Source organism: Leyella stercorea DSM 18206 (genome assembly GCF_000235885.1).
GTDB classification, from domain to species: Bacteria; Bacteroidota; Bacteroidia; order Bacteroidales; family Bacteroidaceae; genus Prevotella; species Prevotella stercorea.
The window spans coordinates 1-17,758 of sequence record NZ_JH379450.1; the positions used below are offsets into that span (position 1 = coordinate 1).

Consider the following 17,758-nt stretch of genomic DNA (forward strand, 5'->3'; position numbering starts at 1 on the left):
TGTTAAAAACACAACAATATTATATGAGCCCATATCGGCGTGGGCTCTGACGTTGTCTGTTCAACAATAATAGGCAATTGCTAGAGCCTCAGAGAGTGGAATGGATAACAGGACGATTCCACGCTTTTTTAGTGTCTGCGTATCAAGTCAAGTCTTTGATAAGATACCATCACGATATGGAAAAATATTGCGCCACATCAGATGTAAAATGCACAGTAGGAGATAATCAAACTCCTCCAAGCGCTGGACTTACCTCCAACGCCCTCCCCGAAGTTCGAAAGCCTATCAAATCTACGAACTTACAAACAGGGGTGTCCACCAATAATGTCCAGTCGAAAACATCAGCAGACATAAATAAAGACACAAAAGACACACCCCATTGGTACGCTCTCCGTACCACATACGGCAGAGAAAAGAAAGCATACGACTATCTTCTGAGCAAAGGCGTAGAAGCATTTTACCCTATATTGAAAAGCGTCAAACTTGTTGACGGTAAGCGTATCATTATTGAAGAATCGCGCATTCCGAACATTTTCTTTGCGTATGGCACAGAAGAAGAATTAAAGACTTTTGTTTACGACAACGTAAACCTCCCTTACCTCCGCTTTTATTATCGACATACTCACGTTGGCAACAAGATTGTTAAGGTGCCTTTGGTCGTACCAGACAATCAGATGAACAGTCTAAAGATAATTTGTGCCGCTGATTCTGACGATATAATTGCTTCGACAGAAGAAGTGGAGAAATTCAAGACGGGTCAAAAGGTGCGGATTACTGAAGGCAAGTTCGCAGGCGTGACAGGCATAGTAGCCCGCTACCAAAGCCAGCAGCGTGTAGGCATTGTAATCGATGGACTCCTGACTGTGTGCACAGCGTATGTGCCGAGCGCGTTTATTGAGATAACAATATAAAACTATAGAACAATACTCTGTTAAAGAGAGACGAATGGATATTGCTCAACAAAGACCACCAGCCAATAGGCAAATAAGAAATAATAAAACTCCCTCGCAGTGTAACAAAGGGCTTGGTCGCCTGTCGAGACACTGCGAGGGGAGTTCTTTCGATAAAAGGTGAAATATTATAAAAATGAAAAAGAACATCTCTTACATTGTCTTGACTGCTATTATCATTGGCATAATAGTAGTCACTCAACCATGGAAGCTTGGCAGGACTCTTCATAATGAAGGTACTGATACCACAGCAGTTCAGTTGGAAAATTGTTTACCTGCTGAAGGAAACGAAAGTATTCGGATTGTGCCTGTTAAAACTTGTATCTACATGGAAAATTCTGGCAGCATGGATGGCTATGTTAATCTCAACTCGGAGTTTAAGGACGCTTTAGGCAAAATCATTGTAAAAAGCAACAACTGCTCCAGCTCGACTGACTTATTTTTTGTAAACGATGCTATCTATGATGTTCAGCAGACGGCTCTTAAAGGAGACATAAACAATTTCGTTTCACAACTTAATGCATCAAATATGAAAGTCGGAGCAACCGGATCGTCAAATATCAACAAAATCTTTAAAATGGTACTTGACAAAACGGTTAATGATACAGTATCTATTCTCTTTTCAGATTTTGTGTATTCCATTAAAGGAACGGATGTGTCAAGCCAAATCTCTAATGCTAAAAATGCAACTATGGGAGCTTTCATGGATGCAATAAAAAGGAATCCCGATTTCGCAACTATCATACTTCAATGTTCATCCCAGTTTCAAGGTAAATACTATGACAGGAATGACCACCCAATACCATTTGTAGGTACCCGTCCATATTATATCTTCATTATGGGGCCGTATGACAAATTAAAGTATCTCGACGAGAAGCTTGCGCTTAACAACTCAAACACAGGAATTCCTGGATTAACCAATAAATACCTTTTGTCCTCTAAAACTTGGACATTAGATGAGAATACAGTACAAGCACTAACTACCAGTTATACAAACAGTTTGTTGATTAAACCAGATAGAAATGGGTTCGACATTGACTTCTTCAAATTCGACCATTCCAATAGTAATTGGGACTTTGCTTATGCACTTGGATTATCCAATTTATTCGTGGATGGCTCATACCTTACCGACAAGAACAACTATGAAGTTGAGCCTGGAGATGTCTCGGTTATCAAAGCAGAATATACCAAAGACCCTGCTGCACTTAGCGAAGTGGCACAATTCAGTTCACCTTTGGTTCTTCAATTTAGCATGGAAAGAACTGTGAAGACTCCGAATATGAAGGTACGCTTAATAAACAAAATTCCTGCTTGGGTTTCTGCAGCTGACGTTGCGGATGACCAAGGTGCCGTACCCTCTCCTACACAAACATTTGCCATTGGTAGTCTAATCGCTGGTGTATATGAAGCATACCAATCACAAACATCTGGCAAACCTATTTTTGAATTTGAAGTAAAAATCAATAAATACAAATAAATCATGAAAGATCTTATCGCTAACATTTTCGAGCTTTGGGGTCAATGTTACTTTGGAGATTTTTCCAAGTACATGTACAAAGCTGATTTGTATGGAGAGGTAGCCCTATGGGTAATACTGGTTCCTCTCATTGTGTTTTTTATCTACTACAAACCATTAGACCACATTCGACTTGCTAAAACGTCTATTTGGACTGTAATCCTTATCGTGGTATCTATAATTACCGCCCTTGTTGCATATAACATAGCGGACACTGGGATTGGTGATTATCTTGTTCAACACAAGATAAAGAAAAACAATATCATACCAGTTGACTACTTCTGGTTCTCATTTATTGTTTTCTGCTATACAGCATTAATCTCATTTGTTCTTTCTCTACTTTTCAAACTCGGTGCTTCGAAATGTCGTCGCATTCCATTCTAATCCCATAAGATATGAGCAAAATATATGTATTTGGCATCGGTGGAACGGGAGCGAGAGTAATACGTTCCCTTACTATGCTCTTGGCTTCAGGAGTTAAACTCGGAGAGAACATCGACACTGTTATCCCCGTGATAATAGACCAAGACCGAAGTAATGGTGACTTGACAAGAACTATAGCACTGCTGAAAACCTATAAGTCACTTCATGATCAGCTAAAATTTGGCAGAAACTCAAAATCCGAGTTCTTCAAAACTAATATAGACGATTTGAACACAAGTTTCAGGATGCAGGTAGCTGATGTTGCGGATAAAGATTTTCAGTCGTATATCAAATATCTTAATCTTGACACTAGAAATAAGGCGCTTGTGAGCCTTCTCTTCTCAAAGAAAAATCTTGAAGCTCGCATGGATGTCGGTTTCAAGGGTAACCCGAATATGGGTAGTGTTGTGCTCAACAACTTCTCTACGGAAGCGGATAACGACCTGGGGTCTATCCTAGAATCTTTCCAATCTGGTGATAAGATTTTTATTATAAGTTCCATCTTCGGAGGAACAGGAGCCGCAGGATTCCCTTTGTTGTTGAAGACCTTGCGACAAGCACAAAGTTCTCAATTGCCCAGTGCTGCTCTGGTGGCTAACGCACCTATAGGAGCAATCACTGTACTTCCTTACTTCGGCGTTCAGCATGATGAAGACAGTGAAATCAACATGGATTCGTTCATGTCAAAAGCTAAAGCTGCACTCTCATACTATAGAGACAATCTTAATACGGATGTTCTTTATTACATCAGTGATAAGCTTTCCAAAAACTACGACAATCACGAAGGTGATAGTGCACAACGTAACAATGCTCATTTCGTTGAAATGGTGGCAGCATTGTCTATTATTGATTTCTGCAAGAACAATGTTCAACACGATGGTTCGAAATCGTTCAAGGAATTTGGATTTAATGAAGACAAGCCAGTCGTTTCAATTAGGACTCTTGCAGACTCTACTCGTGCGCTTGTAGGAAAGCCTTTAATCTCCATGTTTATCTTTGAGAAATTCTATAAGGAACATCTTAAAAATACATGGGAAAACGCTTGGGCTAAAGATTTCTCATATGCTGATGACGACAACGAGGGGAAAATGGATTCTACTGTCATGTCTCACGACTTCTTTGTTAAACTGACAAAGTTCCTAAAAGACTTCGATAACGAGTGGCTAAGAGAGATGGCTAACAATAGCCGTGCATTTAAGCCTTTCAACTTAGAGACCAGCGGAGAAAATATCTTCAACTCTATTGATGGATATGAGCCGAAAAAAACGGGTTTCTGGGGTAAACTTACGAGTAAGAACCTTGATGGATATGAAGCGATTGATAATGCAATAGCAGACATTTCTAATGACCTTCATAAAAAATTACCGATGTATGACTATTTTATGGATGTACATTGGCAAGCAATCAACAAAGTCCTCAAATCTAAATTCGGTATATAATTATGGCATACGTTCTTAGACCACATAAAGGAAACGACAACCTAGACGGTTGGGATGATTCCGTGAAATATGATAAAACAGCAATAAAGAGTATTGAAGACCCGAATGGAGGTGCCGCTAGTATCCCCATAACTTCTATTCCTTCTCCTTTTGCATCGATGGAGCTGGTTAGAAATGCGTTTGAATATTGTGCAGATAGGAACAACAGTGTCGACGGAACTTCCGTCTATCACAAACTTGTTTCTTTCGCTCTTGACATACTCGAAATTTTCTATAACTATGATAAGTACGCAAAAGATCTTGATATCATTCCATGGTACAAGAATGATTTAGATATGTTGCGTAATAGTTCTGACGATGATATAAAACGTTTGGGGGACACTCTTGCATTATATATGGATGAGGACTCTGATACGTTTCATTTTGACAAGATGGATGCAATTTACATGCTGAATTATAAGCATGGTGCAGAGCCCATCAATATTATAGGAGGTACGTCACCAACTTCACTGACCATTGCATCTACCAACAATCTTGATTTCGTCAGGATTTTCTTGGGCAACGACCATCGTGCATTAAGTAGCGATGAAGATACATTCTGTAGCCTAAGACACCGAGACCCAGACTTTATTAAGTTCGTTTGGACTATGTCCCTTCAGCCTAATTTCGCTGATATTTATCCAGAGGTAAACAAGTATATTCAGAGATGTTTCGAGAGACTGGATAACACTAGCCTGAAGAGTGAACTAAGAGATATTTCTGCTTCTGCGTACAACAATTACACTTCACTCACTTTTGATGCGCAGACAACAATTTATCTCGCTGGAGACATTGCCATGAAAGTTCGCCAAGGAGCTGACCTATCCAAGAGTGATTTCCGTATTCAACTAAGTAACGGAAAATCCTTGTCTGAAGAGGTTCCTCTTGTGCTTCCGTATAGTACGTATACGGAGCCGAACATGAAGTACGTTAGCGGAAACTGGAACAGTGATAATAAAGCACCCTTTATCGTTAAAGATACACGCGGAAATGTCGTACCATTAAACCAAAGGCTTTTGCCTTTTGATGGAACACAATATCCTTATCTTACGGTAGATGATATTTTCCAACCATCCATTATTGAAACTGTATATCCTATCTCTGGGAACTCTTTCTTTACAGCTAATTTTAAAGATTCGAACAAAGGCTACCTTTTGCCTCTTAAGCAGACTTTGTTTGAATATATGAGCCTTGAAGACCTCAGAGGGGTCACTAATGAGCCTTCACCGCGCCCCATCTTTGAAATCTCTAGCAAAAACGAAAATGTGGTGAAAGTCTCTCTTCGTATTCCTATTCAAAAGGGAAAGTACATCGCTTTTGAGCGAAATTACTTTAGAGGACAGGACCCTAACCCCGAGCAGAATAAAGGTTGCATCGTTGAATGCAAATTTAACCTTTACTTGTTCCCGTCATATCATATCGGGATAGATAGTCCACAGCGGATATATGTTGTTGACCAGGATAAAGGTGCCTTAACGCAAAACTATCGATATGAGATTTCTGCGTTCAAGGAGGACAACCAAACTAAGCTTCAATCGCATTTTGTCTCTCGCGCAGATAAGTCAAAGGGTGGATATACGTCATTCTACAATGCCTTGAATAAGGAATTTGACTATCTGAAGATTTCGAATGGCAGATATGAGAATGTTATCATCCCTCTTTATGAAGACAAGTCAGGTGGAACCAGAGCATTTGATTTCGCGGTTGACTTCGGTACGACCAACACACATATCGAATACTCTGAGAATGGAAACAATCCTAAGCCGTTGGAGATTAACGCAAGCAACCCATTCATTCTTAAGCTAAGTAATTATAGCTTCGACTCTGAGGAAGACAAAGATAAACTTTACGACAAGGCTGCGGAATTCTTGCTACAGACTGTTCCGCAAGAGTTCATTCCTGAAGCAATCGGGAAAGCTGAGGATTTCTCATTCCCGATGCGTACAAACCTCAGTAAGCTCAGGTCTGCAAAAACTGGACAGCGTGAACTAATCTCACTTGCTGATTATACAATCGCATTTGGATATGAGAAGACTGTTATACACACGCACAATGAAGTCCTGACCGACTTGAAGTGGAATAGGAACAACAACGATGCTGTAAAGGCTTATATTGAAGAGCTGCTTCTATTGATTAGGAGCACAGTCCTCATTGGCGGTGGTGACCTTGCAAAAACAACAATTAAGTGGTTCTATCCTGTTAGCATGTCACCTTATCTGAAGTCTCGGCTGGAAACGGCATGGAATACCATGTGCAAAGACCTTATATCTCCCAGTTGTACCATTATGCCGATTTCCGAGTCTATTGCTCCATACTACTATTATAAGGATGAACAAGGAGTTAACTCCAGCACTTGCTCTGTTGTTTCAGTTGATGTTGGTGGAGGAACTTCCGACTTCGTGACATATCAGAACAATACGCCAAAGTTCATATCTTCTGTGCGTTTCGCTGGCAATAATCTGTTTGGAGATTTCTACGGCATGAGTTCTTCTTTGAACGGTTTCTATAAGCAATATAAAGACCTCTTCAAGAAGAAAATCAATGAGTCATCTCAGAAGAGTGAGTTGGGACATATCCTTGAGGATATTCTAGCCAATAACAATTCCGCAGATTTGGTTTCCTTCCTCTTCTCTTTAGAGAATAATGCTGCACTAAAAAAGAAGGGCGAAAAGATTTCTCTTTCTTCAGAGTTGCAAGAGAACTATCAGATGAAAGTTGTTTTCCTATTGTTCTACACTGCTATTATATATTATATAGCACAGTTGCTGAACAAGAAAGGTATTCCTTCTCCTCGATATATCACATGCAGCGGTACTGCATCGAAGATATTTAATATCATAGGAGGAACTGACAATATTCAGAAGTTTACGAATTTGATATTCAATGAAGTTCAGAAGTCTGAAACGAAACTCATTCTAAAGCAAGATCCCAATCCAAAGGAAATCACCTGCAAGGGCGGTCTTAAAATGTCCCAAGAAGATATTGATGCCACTCCGTCAAAGGCATACTTCTTCGGAACATCAATTTTGGACGGCAAAGAAAGCATCTTGGCTGAAGAACTAGAAAACCTGCCTGCCGACATTGTCAATGAAGTCATTGAGAACTATAAAGAGTTCATCAAATTCTTCTTCAAGCTTAACGAGAAAATGTCCTTTGCTCAATACTTCGGTATTGAGGACAATGGTGCTTTCGCTAAATACGAGGAAGTTCTTATTGAAGATGCTGAACAGGATTTCGCAACTGTTCTTGGTGAACGCTTGAAAGATTTCCAACAGAAGGATTCTTTTGAAGACTCACTCTTCTTCTACCCATTGTCAGGTGGAATCTTTAGATTAGCTGCATTCATCTCATAACCCACTTCACTATTATGAAATTTACAAAATATATAATATCATTCGCATTCCTTGCTATTGGCATCGCCTCTTTTACAAGTTGTGATAAAATCAGTGGCATATTCGATAGGTCAACACCAACTGAAGAAACTACTGAAAGCAATTATTCCAACACTGATAGCGAAGAAGGTGCTACAGACTCTCTATCAAAAGCCAAAAAGGATTCTCTCGCACAAGTTAGGAAAGACTCTCTGGCTCGTGTCGAAGCGGCACAGCAAGCTAAAAAGATTGAGGAAAAATTGTCCTCTCAGTCTGATTCGATAAATGATCTAAACTCTAAAATCGCTGATTTAGAGGGAAAATCAGAGGAGCTGATGGATAAGTCTTCTGCCTATACCTTTATGGTGGTGGAATTCATCTTATTTTTGCTAATCATTTGGTATCTTTATAGAAAATTGAGTAGCCGAATAATGAAATTGAAGAGCATACTTCACAACGTGGAGAAGTCTGAAGGAGGAATTTCTGAGATTCAGGTAAACAGAATAATTCGGACATCAATTAATGATTTGGCAAAACAAATTAACATTAAAAACAAGTCACAAGATGACCGTATGGACGACATCGTTAAGAGACTAATAAAAATAGAAGACCCAAACGATGCTTATTCACAGTATGCGCAGACATCCTTCCAACAGCCAAAGACAGAAATTTCAAAGAATGAAGAGCCTAAAAAAAATGACACCTTCTATATGCCAAGAACAAGAACCGACCGGCAATTCGATGATAGCAAAAGGAAGTATGTAAAAAATGAAACTACTTATTTCAAGTTCGTGGTCAAGAAAGGGAACAAGGCCGAATTTACATTTGACCCACAAGAGAACAACATAGTTGGTGCATATGATGATAGAGAGAACTCGCTCGTTACCGTTTGTGACGTAGAAACAAAGAGTCAGACTCCTACAAGATACAATAACATCACGCCTGGTGAAGCTGAATTAAGAAACGGCATCTGGCATGTAACTAGAAAATTGAAATTGGAATATGTTTAGTACTTTAGAAACCATCGCAATAATAGGAATTATTATTGTTCAGTTGATTATCGCTGTCCATGCGTACTGGCAAATAGGCCAAATGAAGTCGTTCCTTCCTAAAGGAAGGACCTCTTTGCTGTTAAAAGAATATGAGATTCCTGCTAGTAAAATACTCGAGCTGAATCCATCAGACGTCGTAGATAAAATTACTTATACTCCTTCAAAAGTTGAAGAGGAAGTAATCGATAGTGATCCATTACAAGACACTCAACCTCGTGATGAGAAAGGTCGGTTCACTTCGAAACGAACTGGCTATTCTCCTATCCTTGGTGATGTTAATCTTGACGATGAAGGTCTCTTGCCCTATTAAAACTTTGCATTATATGGAAAATAAAATAAAAGTACACCTTATATCATTAGATAGTAGTGAAAGTAATCCACTTATAATTAAGGTTGTAGATACTATCAATTCATATCTCTTAAGGAACAAAGGAGCTGTTAGCGACTTTAACCTAATAAAAGATATTGTAGAAAGAAACTGTGATGCTGTAGATGAAGAAATAAACCAACAGCTTCCTGTTCCTATCTACCTCGGATTGATGGGAACTGTACTTGGTATAATACTTGGACTTTGGTCAATCAATTTTGATCCACAAAACTTTATGGCTTCTGTTACAGACTTGATAGAGTCTGTTAAATGGGCAATGGGCTGTAGTTTTATGGGGCTTTTGTTGACCACCATACTTTCTGCATGGTTCTACAGGGGTGCCAAAGCTGAACTGGAGGAACAGAAAAACGAGCTATATACGTTCATTCAGATTGAACTACTTCCGCAACTCTCACAGGATGTAAACTCCACCATCCTTACGATGCAGTCTCATCTGGAGAAGTTCAACGAGGGTTTCTCTGAGAATGTGAATAGTTTCGACGGTATCATGAACCGCATCTTGGAAGTGTTCGATAGCCAGGTTGAGCTTAATGAGCAGCTGAAGGATATGGACATTTCTCAGGTGGCCAGCTTAAACAAGAATACTCTTGTTGAACTTCGCAGGAGCATGACTGAGTTTGAGAAATTCAACCAATATCTCAATCTCATGAATAGCTTTGTTCAGAAGACTGCTCAGGTTACAGACTCCATTAACGACCAGTTAAGGAGAACCGATGACATCAAGAATGTTGTCGCTTCTATGGAAGAAAATATCGAGAACAACCGCCTGGTTATGGTGAAGCTGCAAGACTTCCTGCAGAAGGTCGAAGCACACAATGCCATAGTTACTGCTACCGCAGATCTTGATGACACACTTACTGATGCCATCAGTCAACTGAAAGTTCATGTGCAAGAGGAAATCAATGCTATCCAATCGCATACAGCGCAAGCTTCTCAGAATCTTGATGCGCTCATGCAGAACGAACGTGGCCAGTTGGATAAACTGAAGAACTTGGAGGACCTTGGTCAACTGAAACAGGTCGTTCAGTCCATGAACGCAATGAAGACAAGCTTTGACAACCAAAATAGTGCATTGTCAAAGCAGATAAGTGCTCTCACACAAGCGATTTCTGGAATGAAGAGCAATAATAAGATAACTGCTTCTATAGGTATGCCTCCTATCGCTCTTTGGATAGTGTCAGGCTTAGTTGGACTGGCTGCATTGCTTATCATTATAGGAAACTTCTCCTCTTGGTTTGCAGGAAATCCGACTCCTTCAGAGCCTATAGAAGAAAACTATACTGCAGTGGATACAATGGCTGTAGACACGGTAGAAGTAGTTGACTCTGTTGCCGTAAGGCCTTAACATCTTAGGTGATTATGTCAGATAAGAAAAAACAAAGTTTCTTTTGGGTCAGCTATTCTGACCTGATGACGAGCCTGTTTTTCATCATGCTCCTACTCTTCGTGTTGGCCTCAGGAGGTATGTACCTCGACAAGGAAGCTACAGAAGAGCAGCTAAGGAAGATTGAAGAAATACAGGAGGCCGTAAAACAACTGCCTACGCAGTATTTTGAGGAAGATAAGGAGAATCATCGTTGGACGCTGAAGAAAGAGTTTTCTCCTGCTTTCAAAGAGCGAGAAGCTAATATCTATGCCCTCAATGATACTGCGAAACTCGTAGAGGTTGGAAATTCGCTGATTGAGGTTATCAAGAAATTGAACTATCTCAAAGAAACCTCTAAATACAAGGATATGAATATCTCATACCTTGTCGTCATCGAAGGTATGGCTTCCCGAGATAAATACTATGACAATGACGGGCTTAGTTACCGCCGTGCACTTAGTTTGTATTATCTGTGGAAGAAAAACGGCATTTCCTTCGAACAATCTCAATGTGAAGTTCAGATTTCCGGTAGTGGCATTCGTGGGATTCGTCCATACAATACAGACTATTATAATGCAGTCAAACAGGGTGATCCGGATGCCGACAGTAAATTCAATCTTCTGGAAGAGAAAAAGAATCAGTGTATCATCATACAAATTATACCCAAAATAAGCAGTATCTAAATGAAACGGACATATATTTACATCCTACTAGCTGTCCTCATCTTGTCAAGCTGTCATAGGCGCAGAGAATACGAGGATAATGATACCACTTCGGAATACGTGGACAACGACAGGAGAAGTGACAACCAGGAATATCGTGAAGAAAGGAGCATCCGCAAAGGAACTAAGGTTTACATGGAACAAGCTGGCGGTGTTTATCTTGTCCCCATCACTGTGAATGGCCTTGACTTGAAATTTATCTTTGATACAGGCGCTTCAAGCATTTGCATTTCTGCTGCCGAAGCAGCTGTAATGGTTCGTCAAGGACAAATCACGGAAGACGACATACTTGGACAGCAGCAGTTCCAAGATGCTACTGGAGGTATCTCTGTCGGTACTATCATCCAGCTGAAGACCGTTGAGATTGGCGGTATCGTTCTTCACAACGTAGAAGCCAATGTGGTTGACAACATACAAGCTCCTTTGCTCCTTGGACAAACTGCACTCAGCAAATTTGGTAAAGTCACCATCGATTATAATAACAATACGATTGAATTCAATTAGAAAAATACCAAATTGAAAAAAGTAATATATATTAATGCCGTGACACTCAGTTTACCCTACTCAGTATGTGACATACATAAATCAAGTACGTGAAAAAATCTGCCAGATCTTCCAAAATTGCTGTACAGCGCTCATTATCAACATTATAAAGGCTGGAAGATATGGCTGAAAATGGATTATCTGCCAGCCTATATGCCAGCCTTAACGGACTATCTTCCATCCGGAACAGACTATCTTCCCGTGACTTGCTGGCGGATAAATGAAAAAAATATCGCTCAAGAATAAAAGCTTGAGCGATATTTTTTTGATGTATATATACTAACTAACATCGCAGAGATGCTTACCTATCTACCAGCCTACTGCCCTACCCTCTTCACAAGATAGCGCGTGCAGGTTTCGCACTTGCGGCGGCGCATGTCTGGCATGTTGGCGAGCTTGCGACCGAAGGCGATGAGGGTGTTGGCTTTTAGGGAGGAACCGACCTTCTGCTTAATGACGTCGAAGATTTCGGCGGTGGAGAGCCACTCAGCGGAAGGGTCGAGCGGGTCGTTGGCGACGGAGAAGCAGAGGCTGAAGTATTGGTCGGCGGGTTCCTGTATCTCGTAGCGTCGGTTCCAGAGCATTATCTGCTCGGTCTCTGCCTTGTCGAACCAGCTGCGACGACCGTTGCGCAGGAGCTGCAGTGCCTGGGCGAAGAGCTGACGGTGGTCGGGCACGCGACTGGTGTCGATGGGCGCGGTTAGCTCGATGCCGATGAAACGGCGATTGCCCGAGGGGTCGGCGAGGATGTCGGTCATGTTGCTGGTGGCGATGAAAGATGCTTTGCGAGGTAGTTCCTCGATGTGGGTGCCGAACGGGCGTTTCACTTTTACCGACGGCAGCTGAATGATGTTCTTCAGAAAGCCTTGCTGCACACGTGGCGAGATCTGGTTGAACTCGTCGAGGTTGATAAGCAGTTGCTGCGACATGGCGAGCATCACCTGGCGACGATCGGAAAGGGCAAGGCTGTCGGTGTAGCCCCACTTCAGAGCATCGGGCAGCAGGCGACGGCAGAACGTGCTTTTGTTGTAGCCTTGTGGCGAGATGAGCAGTGGTGCAACGCTGTTGCCGTAGAGTCGGGAGGATTGGTTTTGCCACTGGCTCACCATGGCGAGCAGCCACGTGGTGAACCACTCGCGCCATAGCGGTGTGTCGGTTGGCACGGTGAGGGCGAGGTCGCCGATGTGGTCGTGTCCGTCCCATACGCCTTCGCACTCGGCGAGGTAGTCGCCGACGGGGTCGTACTGGCGAACGTAGTCGGAGTCGATATAGTTGCGTATGTCGTTCTGACTCACCTCAATGCCTTCGCGCTGCACCTCAAGAATGATGCGTCGGCGCGTGCGCAAATCGAGTGGTTCGAAGCTGTCTACTGGACTGTCGACGGAGCGATACTCGGTGCAGTTCATAACGGTGTTGTAGCGAAAGGCGTAGTGCGTGGTGAGGAAGTCGATCATGCGGTCGATTGGGTTTAGTGCGGTTGTTTCGTTTTTCATGGTTATTGGTGTTTTGTGTTGTTGTTATAATTCTCACGCTGCGACAACGTTATTGCCACGCTGCGACAACTTTATTGCCACGCTACGGCAACATGGTTGTTGTGCTACGGCAACATGGTTATCGCAGAGCGAGAATAATGGGAAAAGGGTAAAAAAAACTACAGAAAGTCGACCTCTTCTGTCGAGTTATCAAATACTACGTTCGTGTAATCGTACTGTGCGAAGAGCTGCTTTATCCACTCTTGCTGCTCGGGCACGAGTTTAGACTTTCCATAATGATAGCGATAGTACATACTTGTTCCGCCGAAGTATTTCCTCATCAGTAGGCGCAAGTTTGAGGCATCGCGTAGTTTCACATCTTCAAACAGCTGCTTAAATCCTGATGCCAAGCGCACCATGCGCACTGGTTTGAAGTGGTCGCACGAACCGTCTGCTCGCAGGGCTGTGGGAAAAATCGCATTACCCTGCGTGCGTGAGGAGTCGAGTGCGACGGACGAGCGAAAGTGTATGCACTCGTTGCAGCGTTTGCAGTTGGAATTGAAGCAATAAGACCAGTTGTTTGGGATGTTGCTGCGCTTGATAGCAGCGTCGTTGATGTTTGTGTTTTCCATTGTACTTTGTTTTTTTAGTTTATAGTGTTTCTAAAATTGCTTGCAAAGGTATAATATTGCGCAAGCGTTGTCAAGTTTTTTCAGAAAAAAGTTTTTTCGAGACTGGAAGATAGAAGGTCTTGAATGGAAGAAAGGCTGGAAGATAACTCGTTTTTAAAGTTATCTTCCAGCCTTTAATATGCTGATAATGAACCGAATGTGGCAAAACTGGTAGATATGGAGGATTTTTTCGCGTATTGAGGTATAATGTAGGAGGCTACGGCATTCTTGCCGTAGTCAAAACCTATATTCTAGCTGCGTGGGTATGGCAGGATGCCATACCCTCCTACATAAGTTTCAAAACTCACAACTGAACAACTCAACACCTCAACACATCAACATCTCAACATCTCACCACCTCAACATCACTTAATCTTGTCGAAGCCCTCGCCGAAGACACCCTGGCAGAATGTCTGCGAAACGACGGCGTCGGGGTCGATTGCCTTGATTACGGCGAACACTTCCTGCGACTCGTACTTACGCGTGAGGACGATGAGCACATCTACATCGTTCTTGCTGTACCAGCCCTTACCCTCGATGAGTGTCACACCGCGACGCACGTCGGTGTTGATAGCGTCGGCAATCTCCTGATACTTCTTCGAGATGATGAGGAACTGCACCGTCTGGCGTGAGCCATTGATGACATAGTCGCAGACGATGGTGGCTACGAGCGTGAAGGCTACACCGTAGACGATGGTCTCGGTGCTGCGGAAGAGCAGGTAGGATGAGCAGATGATGGTGCAGTCGACGAACTGCATGGCGCGTCCGAAGCTCATGTTGAAGTACTTGTTGAGCAGCACGGTGATGATGTCGGTGCCACCGGTAGAGCCATTATGCGAGAAGACCAGACCCAAGCCTGCACCGCCCATCGCACCGCCAATGAGCACGTGCATGAACTTGTCCTCGCCTGCCGTGATGATTGGGTGAGCCTCGAAGAACGGCTGAAGCACACCGACGAAGAATAGCAGTATGCCCACGCCGGTTAAGGTGCGTATGATGAACTGTAGGTTCAGTGCCTTGAGGGCAATGAGCAGCAACGTACAGTTGATTACGGCAAGCGAAATCCATGTAGGAATCTCGGTTGCATAGAAAACAAGTGCTGCAATACCTGACGCACCACCCATAACGACTTTCTCGGGCAAGATGAACGCTGTGTAACCAACAGAATACGAAAGGATGCCGAGCATGATAAAAACAAGGTCCTTCATGTTACTCTTGGTGCGCGACTTCATCACCGTTGTTTTAGCTTCTCCCATAATTAGCAATTTTAAAAGAACAAAGCCATAGCCCCCAAGGGCGTATTGCCTACTTTTGGGCTATGGCTTTGAGCATTAGAGTATTTGATTTTAAAGTTTTATTTACACCTTATTACTTAGCGTAAGCTACCGAACGTGTCTCGCGGATGACTGTGATCTTCACCTGTCCCGGGTAAGTCATCTCGGTCTGAATCTTGTTGGCAATCTCGCCTGAGAGTTTCTCTGTCTCCTTGTCGTCCATCTTGTCGGCACCCACGATTACGCGGAGCTCACGACCAGCCTGGATGGCGTATGTCTTTGTTACGCCTGGGTAAGACATAGCGATTGCCTCAAGGTCGTTGAGACGCTTGATGTAAGCCTCTACAATCTCGCGGCGTGCGCCTGGGCGTGCGCCAGAGATAGCGTCGCAGACCTGAACGATCGGAGCGAGCAGCGTGTTCATCTCCATCTCGTCGTGGTGGGCACCGATAGCGTTGCAGATATCGGGCTTCTCCTTATACTTCTCTGCTATCTTAGCGCCATAGAGTGCGTGCGGCAGTTCGCTCTCCTCGTCTGGCACCTTACCGATATCGTGGAGCAAGCCAGCGCGCTTTGCCTTCTTCGGGTTCAAGCCGAGCTCGGCAGCCATAACAGCACAAAGGTTGGCTGTCTCGCGAGCGTGCTGCAAGAGGTTCTGACCGTAAGACGAACGATACTTCATCTTGCCGACGATGCGGATAAGCTCCGGATGCAAGCCGTGGATGCCGAGGTCGATGGCTGTGCGCTTACCAGTCTCGATTATCTCGTTGTCGAGCTGCTTCTTCACCTTTGCCACTACCTCCTCGATGCGTGCCGGGTGGATACGTCCGTCGGCTACGAGCTGATGGAGGGCAAGGCGACATACCTCGCGACGAACGGGATCGAACGCTGAGATGACGATTGCCTCTGGTGTGTCGTCTACCACGATTTCTACGCCGGTAGCTGCCTCAAGAGCGCGGATGTTGCGACCCTCGCGACCGATGATGCGACCCTTCACCTCGTCATTGTCGATGTGGAACACCGACACGGAGTTCTCGATAGCGGTCTCGGTTGCTACGCGCTGTATGGTCTGGATGACGATCTTCTTTGCCTGTGTGTTGGCGTTGAGCTTAGCCTCGTCCATAATCTCGTTGATGTACGATGCGGCATCGGTGCGAGCCTCGTCCTTAAGGCTCTCTACGAGGCGGTTCTTAGCTTCCTCTGCGCTAAGACCAGAGAGTTCTTCGAGTTTCTCGCGCTCCTTGGTCTGCATTTTGTCGAGTTCGTCCTGCTTGATGGCGAGGAGTTTCTTCTCGTTGTCGATGCGCTGCTGAGACTGCTCTACCTCCTGCTTGCGACGTCCGAGTTCTTCCTGACGCTGGTTGAGCGATATCTCGCGCTGCTTCAGGCGGTTCTCGCTCTGCTGTATCTTCTGGTTGCGCTGCTGCACTTCCTTCTCCAGCTCCGACTTCTTGTTGAGGAACTTCTCCTTCACTTCGAGGAGTTTCTTCTCCTTCACTACTTCTGCCTCCTTATTGGCGGCTTCTACCATTTCATTATATTTTCCTTTTATCACGTAACGGAAAATAGAATAGCCTACAACGCCACCTGCTATAAGTGCCACTAAGGCTGTAATGAATATCTCCATTTTTTAAGTTATTATTTGTTAGTTATTATTTGTTAATGTTTATTTGCAGTTTGCGATGGTAAAGATACAATCTCAAGACGCGACGCTACACACCTTATTATATATGGTGGGCAGTCCGCCCCTCAACATCTCAACACCTCAACCCCTCAACACCTCAACATCCCAGCACCTCTTCTATCTCCGAGGTGAGTTTTTTGATGATGTCGTCATACGGCTCGGTGTTGTTACGCGACTTCTCCATCTCGTAACGCAACGCTATCTCGATGAGTGCCATATAAAGGATTTCCTTGTCGTTCTTAGGACCTTTATATCGCTCGGCATAGGTGTTCATAGTCTTCGTTATCAGACTGGCGGCATCGCGGTAGAGCGGTTCGTCTTGCGGACGGATATTCACCGGCATGTCTGTGTCGTAGACGTGGAGCCTTATGCGTAGTTTCTCTGTTGATTGTTCAGCCATCGTGAAGTTGTTTTTAAGGCGCAAGAATGGTTATTCTTGTTTCTCGTTGACGAGCGTTATGCACTTATCAACATCGCGTATGAGTTTTGCAAGACGCTTCTGCGCCGACTGCATATCACCATCGGTGATCTCAACCATTCGTGCCAATTTTAGACTTTCGTAGTCGTTGCGCTGTTGCTGCAGCTGAGCCTCGAGCTTCGCAATACGTTCTTGCTGCTCTGCCACCTGACGACACAAGTCTTCGTTCTGCTTCGTTACACTCTGGTACTGCAGAATCATTTGCCTGACACGCGTCGCAAACTGGTTGATAGTTTTCGATTCAGCTTCCATATACAGCGTTTTGACTATTGGCGTATATTTACTACGCCACAAAATTATATTATTTTTACGAATATGGCAAAACTATTACGAGTTTTTTAATCTGACGAAACGTGTTTTACGCCAGAAC

At 43.5% G+C, this 17,758-nt stretch carries 15 protein-coding genes; 9 read left to right on the plus strand and 6 right to left on the minus strand.

Annotation, left to right across the window (positions count from 1 at the left end; genetic code table 11):
* The first annotated feature begins 176 nt into the window (after positions 1–176).
* From HMPREF0673_RS09825 to HMPREF0673_RS09870, 9 genes are all read left to right on the plus strand, one after another.
* Positions 177–911 carry a UpxY family transcription antiterminator gene (locus tag HMPREF0673_RS09825; protein ID WP_007901650.1) on the plus strand — a complete coding sequence of 245 codons (735 nt, stop codon included), beginning with the start codon at positions 177–179 and terminating at the stop codon, positions 909–911.
* Between the two features lie 175 nt (positions 912–1,086).
* Positions 1,087–2,427, plus strand: coding sequence for a hypothetical protein (locus HMPREF0673_RS09830; protein ID WP_007901652.1), 1,341 nt, complete (start codon positions 1,087–1,089; stop codon positions 2,425–2,427).
* Between the two features lie 434 nt (positions 2,428–2,861).
* Positions 2,862–4,328, plus strand: a complete 1,467-nt coding sequence (locus HMPREF0673_RS09840; RefSeq protein ID WP_007901656.1) for an FtsZ/tubulin family protein — start codon at positions 2,862–2,864, stop codon at positions 4,326–4,328.
* Positions 4,329–4,330: 2 nt separating this feature from the next.
* Positions 4,331–7,720: a hypothetical protein gene (locus tag HMPREF0673_RS09845; protein WP_007901658.1), complete on the plus strand. Its 3,390-nt coding sequence runs from the start codon at positions 4,331–4,333 to the stop codon at positions 7,718–7,720.
* Between the two features lie 14 nt (positions 7,721–7,734).
* Entirely contained in the window at positions 7,735–8,748 is a 1,014-nt protein-coding gene (locus HMPREF0673_RS09850) for a hypothetical protein (RefSeq protein ID WP_007901660.1), read from the plus strand.
* Positions 8,741–9,100 (plus strand): hypothetical protein, encoded by a 360-nt coding sequence (locus tag HMPREF0673_RS14565; protein ID WP_007901661.1) that lies wholly within the window; start codon positions 8,741–8,743, stop codon positions 9,098–9,100. The genes HMPREF0673_RS09850 and HMPREF0673_RS14565 overlap by 8 nt, the downstream gene beginning before the upstream one ends.
* Before the next feature lie 13 nt (positions 9,101–9,113).
* Positions 9,114–10,523: a MotA/TolQ/ExbB proton channel family protein gene (locus tag HMPREF0673_RS13480; RefSeq protein ID WP_007901662.1), complete on the plus strand. Its 1,410-nt coding sequence runs from the start codon at positions 9,114–9,116 to the stop codon at positions 10,521–10,523.
* A gap of 14 nt (positions 10,524–10,537) precedes the next feature.
* Positions 10,538–11,227 carry a hypothetical protein gene (locus tag HMPREF0673_RS09865; RefSeq protein ID WP_007901667.1) on the plus strand — a complete coding sequence of 230 codons (690 nt, stop codon included), beginning with the start codon at positions 10,538–10,540 and terminating at the stop codon, positions 11,225–11,227.
* Positions 11,228–11,770: a retropepsin-like aspartic protease family protein gene (locus HMPREF0673_RS09870; RefSeq protein WP_007901669.1), complete on the plus strand. Its 543-nt coding sequence runs from the start codon at positions 11,228–11,230 to the stop codon at positions 11,768–11,770.
* 356 nt (positions 11,771–12,126) lie between these two features.
* Here the strand turns inward: HMPREF0673_RS09870 and HMPREF0673_RS09875 are convergent, their stop codons facing one another.
* From HMPREF0673_RS09875 to HMPREF0673_RS09900, 6 genes are all read right to left on the minus strand, one after another.
* Positions 12,127–13,302, minus strand: a complete 1,176-nt coding sequence (locus HMPREF0673_RS09875) for a VapE domain-containing protein (protein WP_007901671.1) — start codon at positions 13,300–13,302, stop codon at positions 12,127–12,129.
* 158 nt (positions 13,303–13,460) lie between these two features.
* Complete coding sequence (locus tag HMPREF0673_RS09880; protein ID WP_007901675.1) at positions 13,461–13,913, minus strand: DUF6078 family protein; 453 nt, start codon at positions 13,911–13,913, stop codon at positions 13,461–13,463.
* A 404-nt stretch (positions 13,914–14,317) separates the two neighbouring features.
* Complete coding sequence (locus tag HMPREF0673_RS09885) at positions 14,318–15,208, minus strand: YitT family protein (protein WP_007901677.1); 891 nt, start codon at positions 15,206–15,208, stop codon at positions 14,318–14,320.
* A gap of 112 nt (positions 15,209–15,320) precedes the next feature.
* Positions 15,321–16,853 carry a ribonuclease Y gene (gene rny, locus HMPREF0673_RS09890; RefSeq protein WP_007901678.1) on the minus strand — a complete coding sequence of 511 codons (1,533 nt, stop codon included), beginning with the start codon at positions 16,851–16,853 and terminating at the stop codon, positions 15,321–15,323.
* A 154-nt stretch (positions 16,854–17,007) separates the two neighbouring features.
* Complete coding sequence (gene zapA, locus HMPREF0673_RS09895) at positions 17,008–17,310, minus strand: cell division protein ZapA (RefSeq protein WP_007901680.1); 303 nt, start codon at positions 17,308–17,310, stop codon at positions 17,008–17,010.
* A 30-nt stretch (positions 17,311–17,340) separates the two neighbouring features.
* Positions 17,341–17,640 (minus strand): hypothetical protein, encoded by a 300-nt coding sequence (locus tag HMPREF0673_RS09900; RefSeq protein WP_007901682.1) that lies wholly within the window; start codon positions 17,638–17,640, stop codon positions 17,341–17,343.
* Positions 17,641–17,758 lie beyond the last annotated feature (118 nt).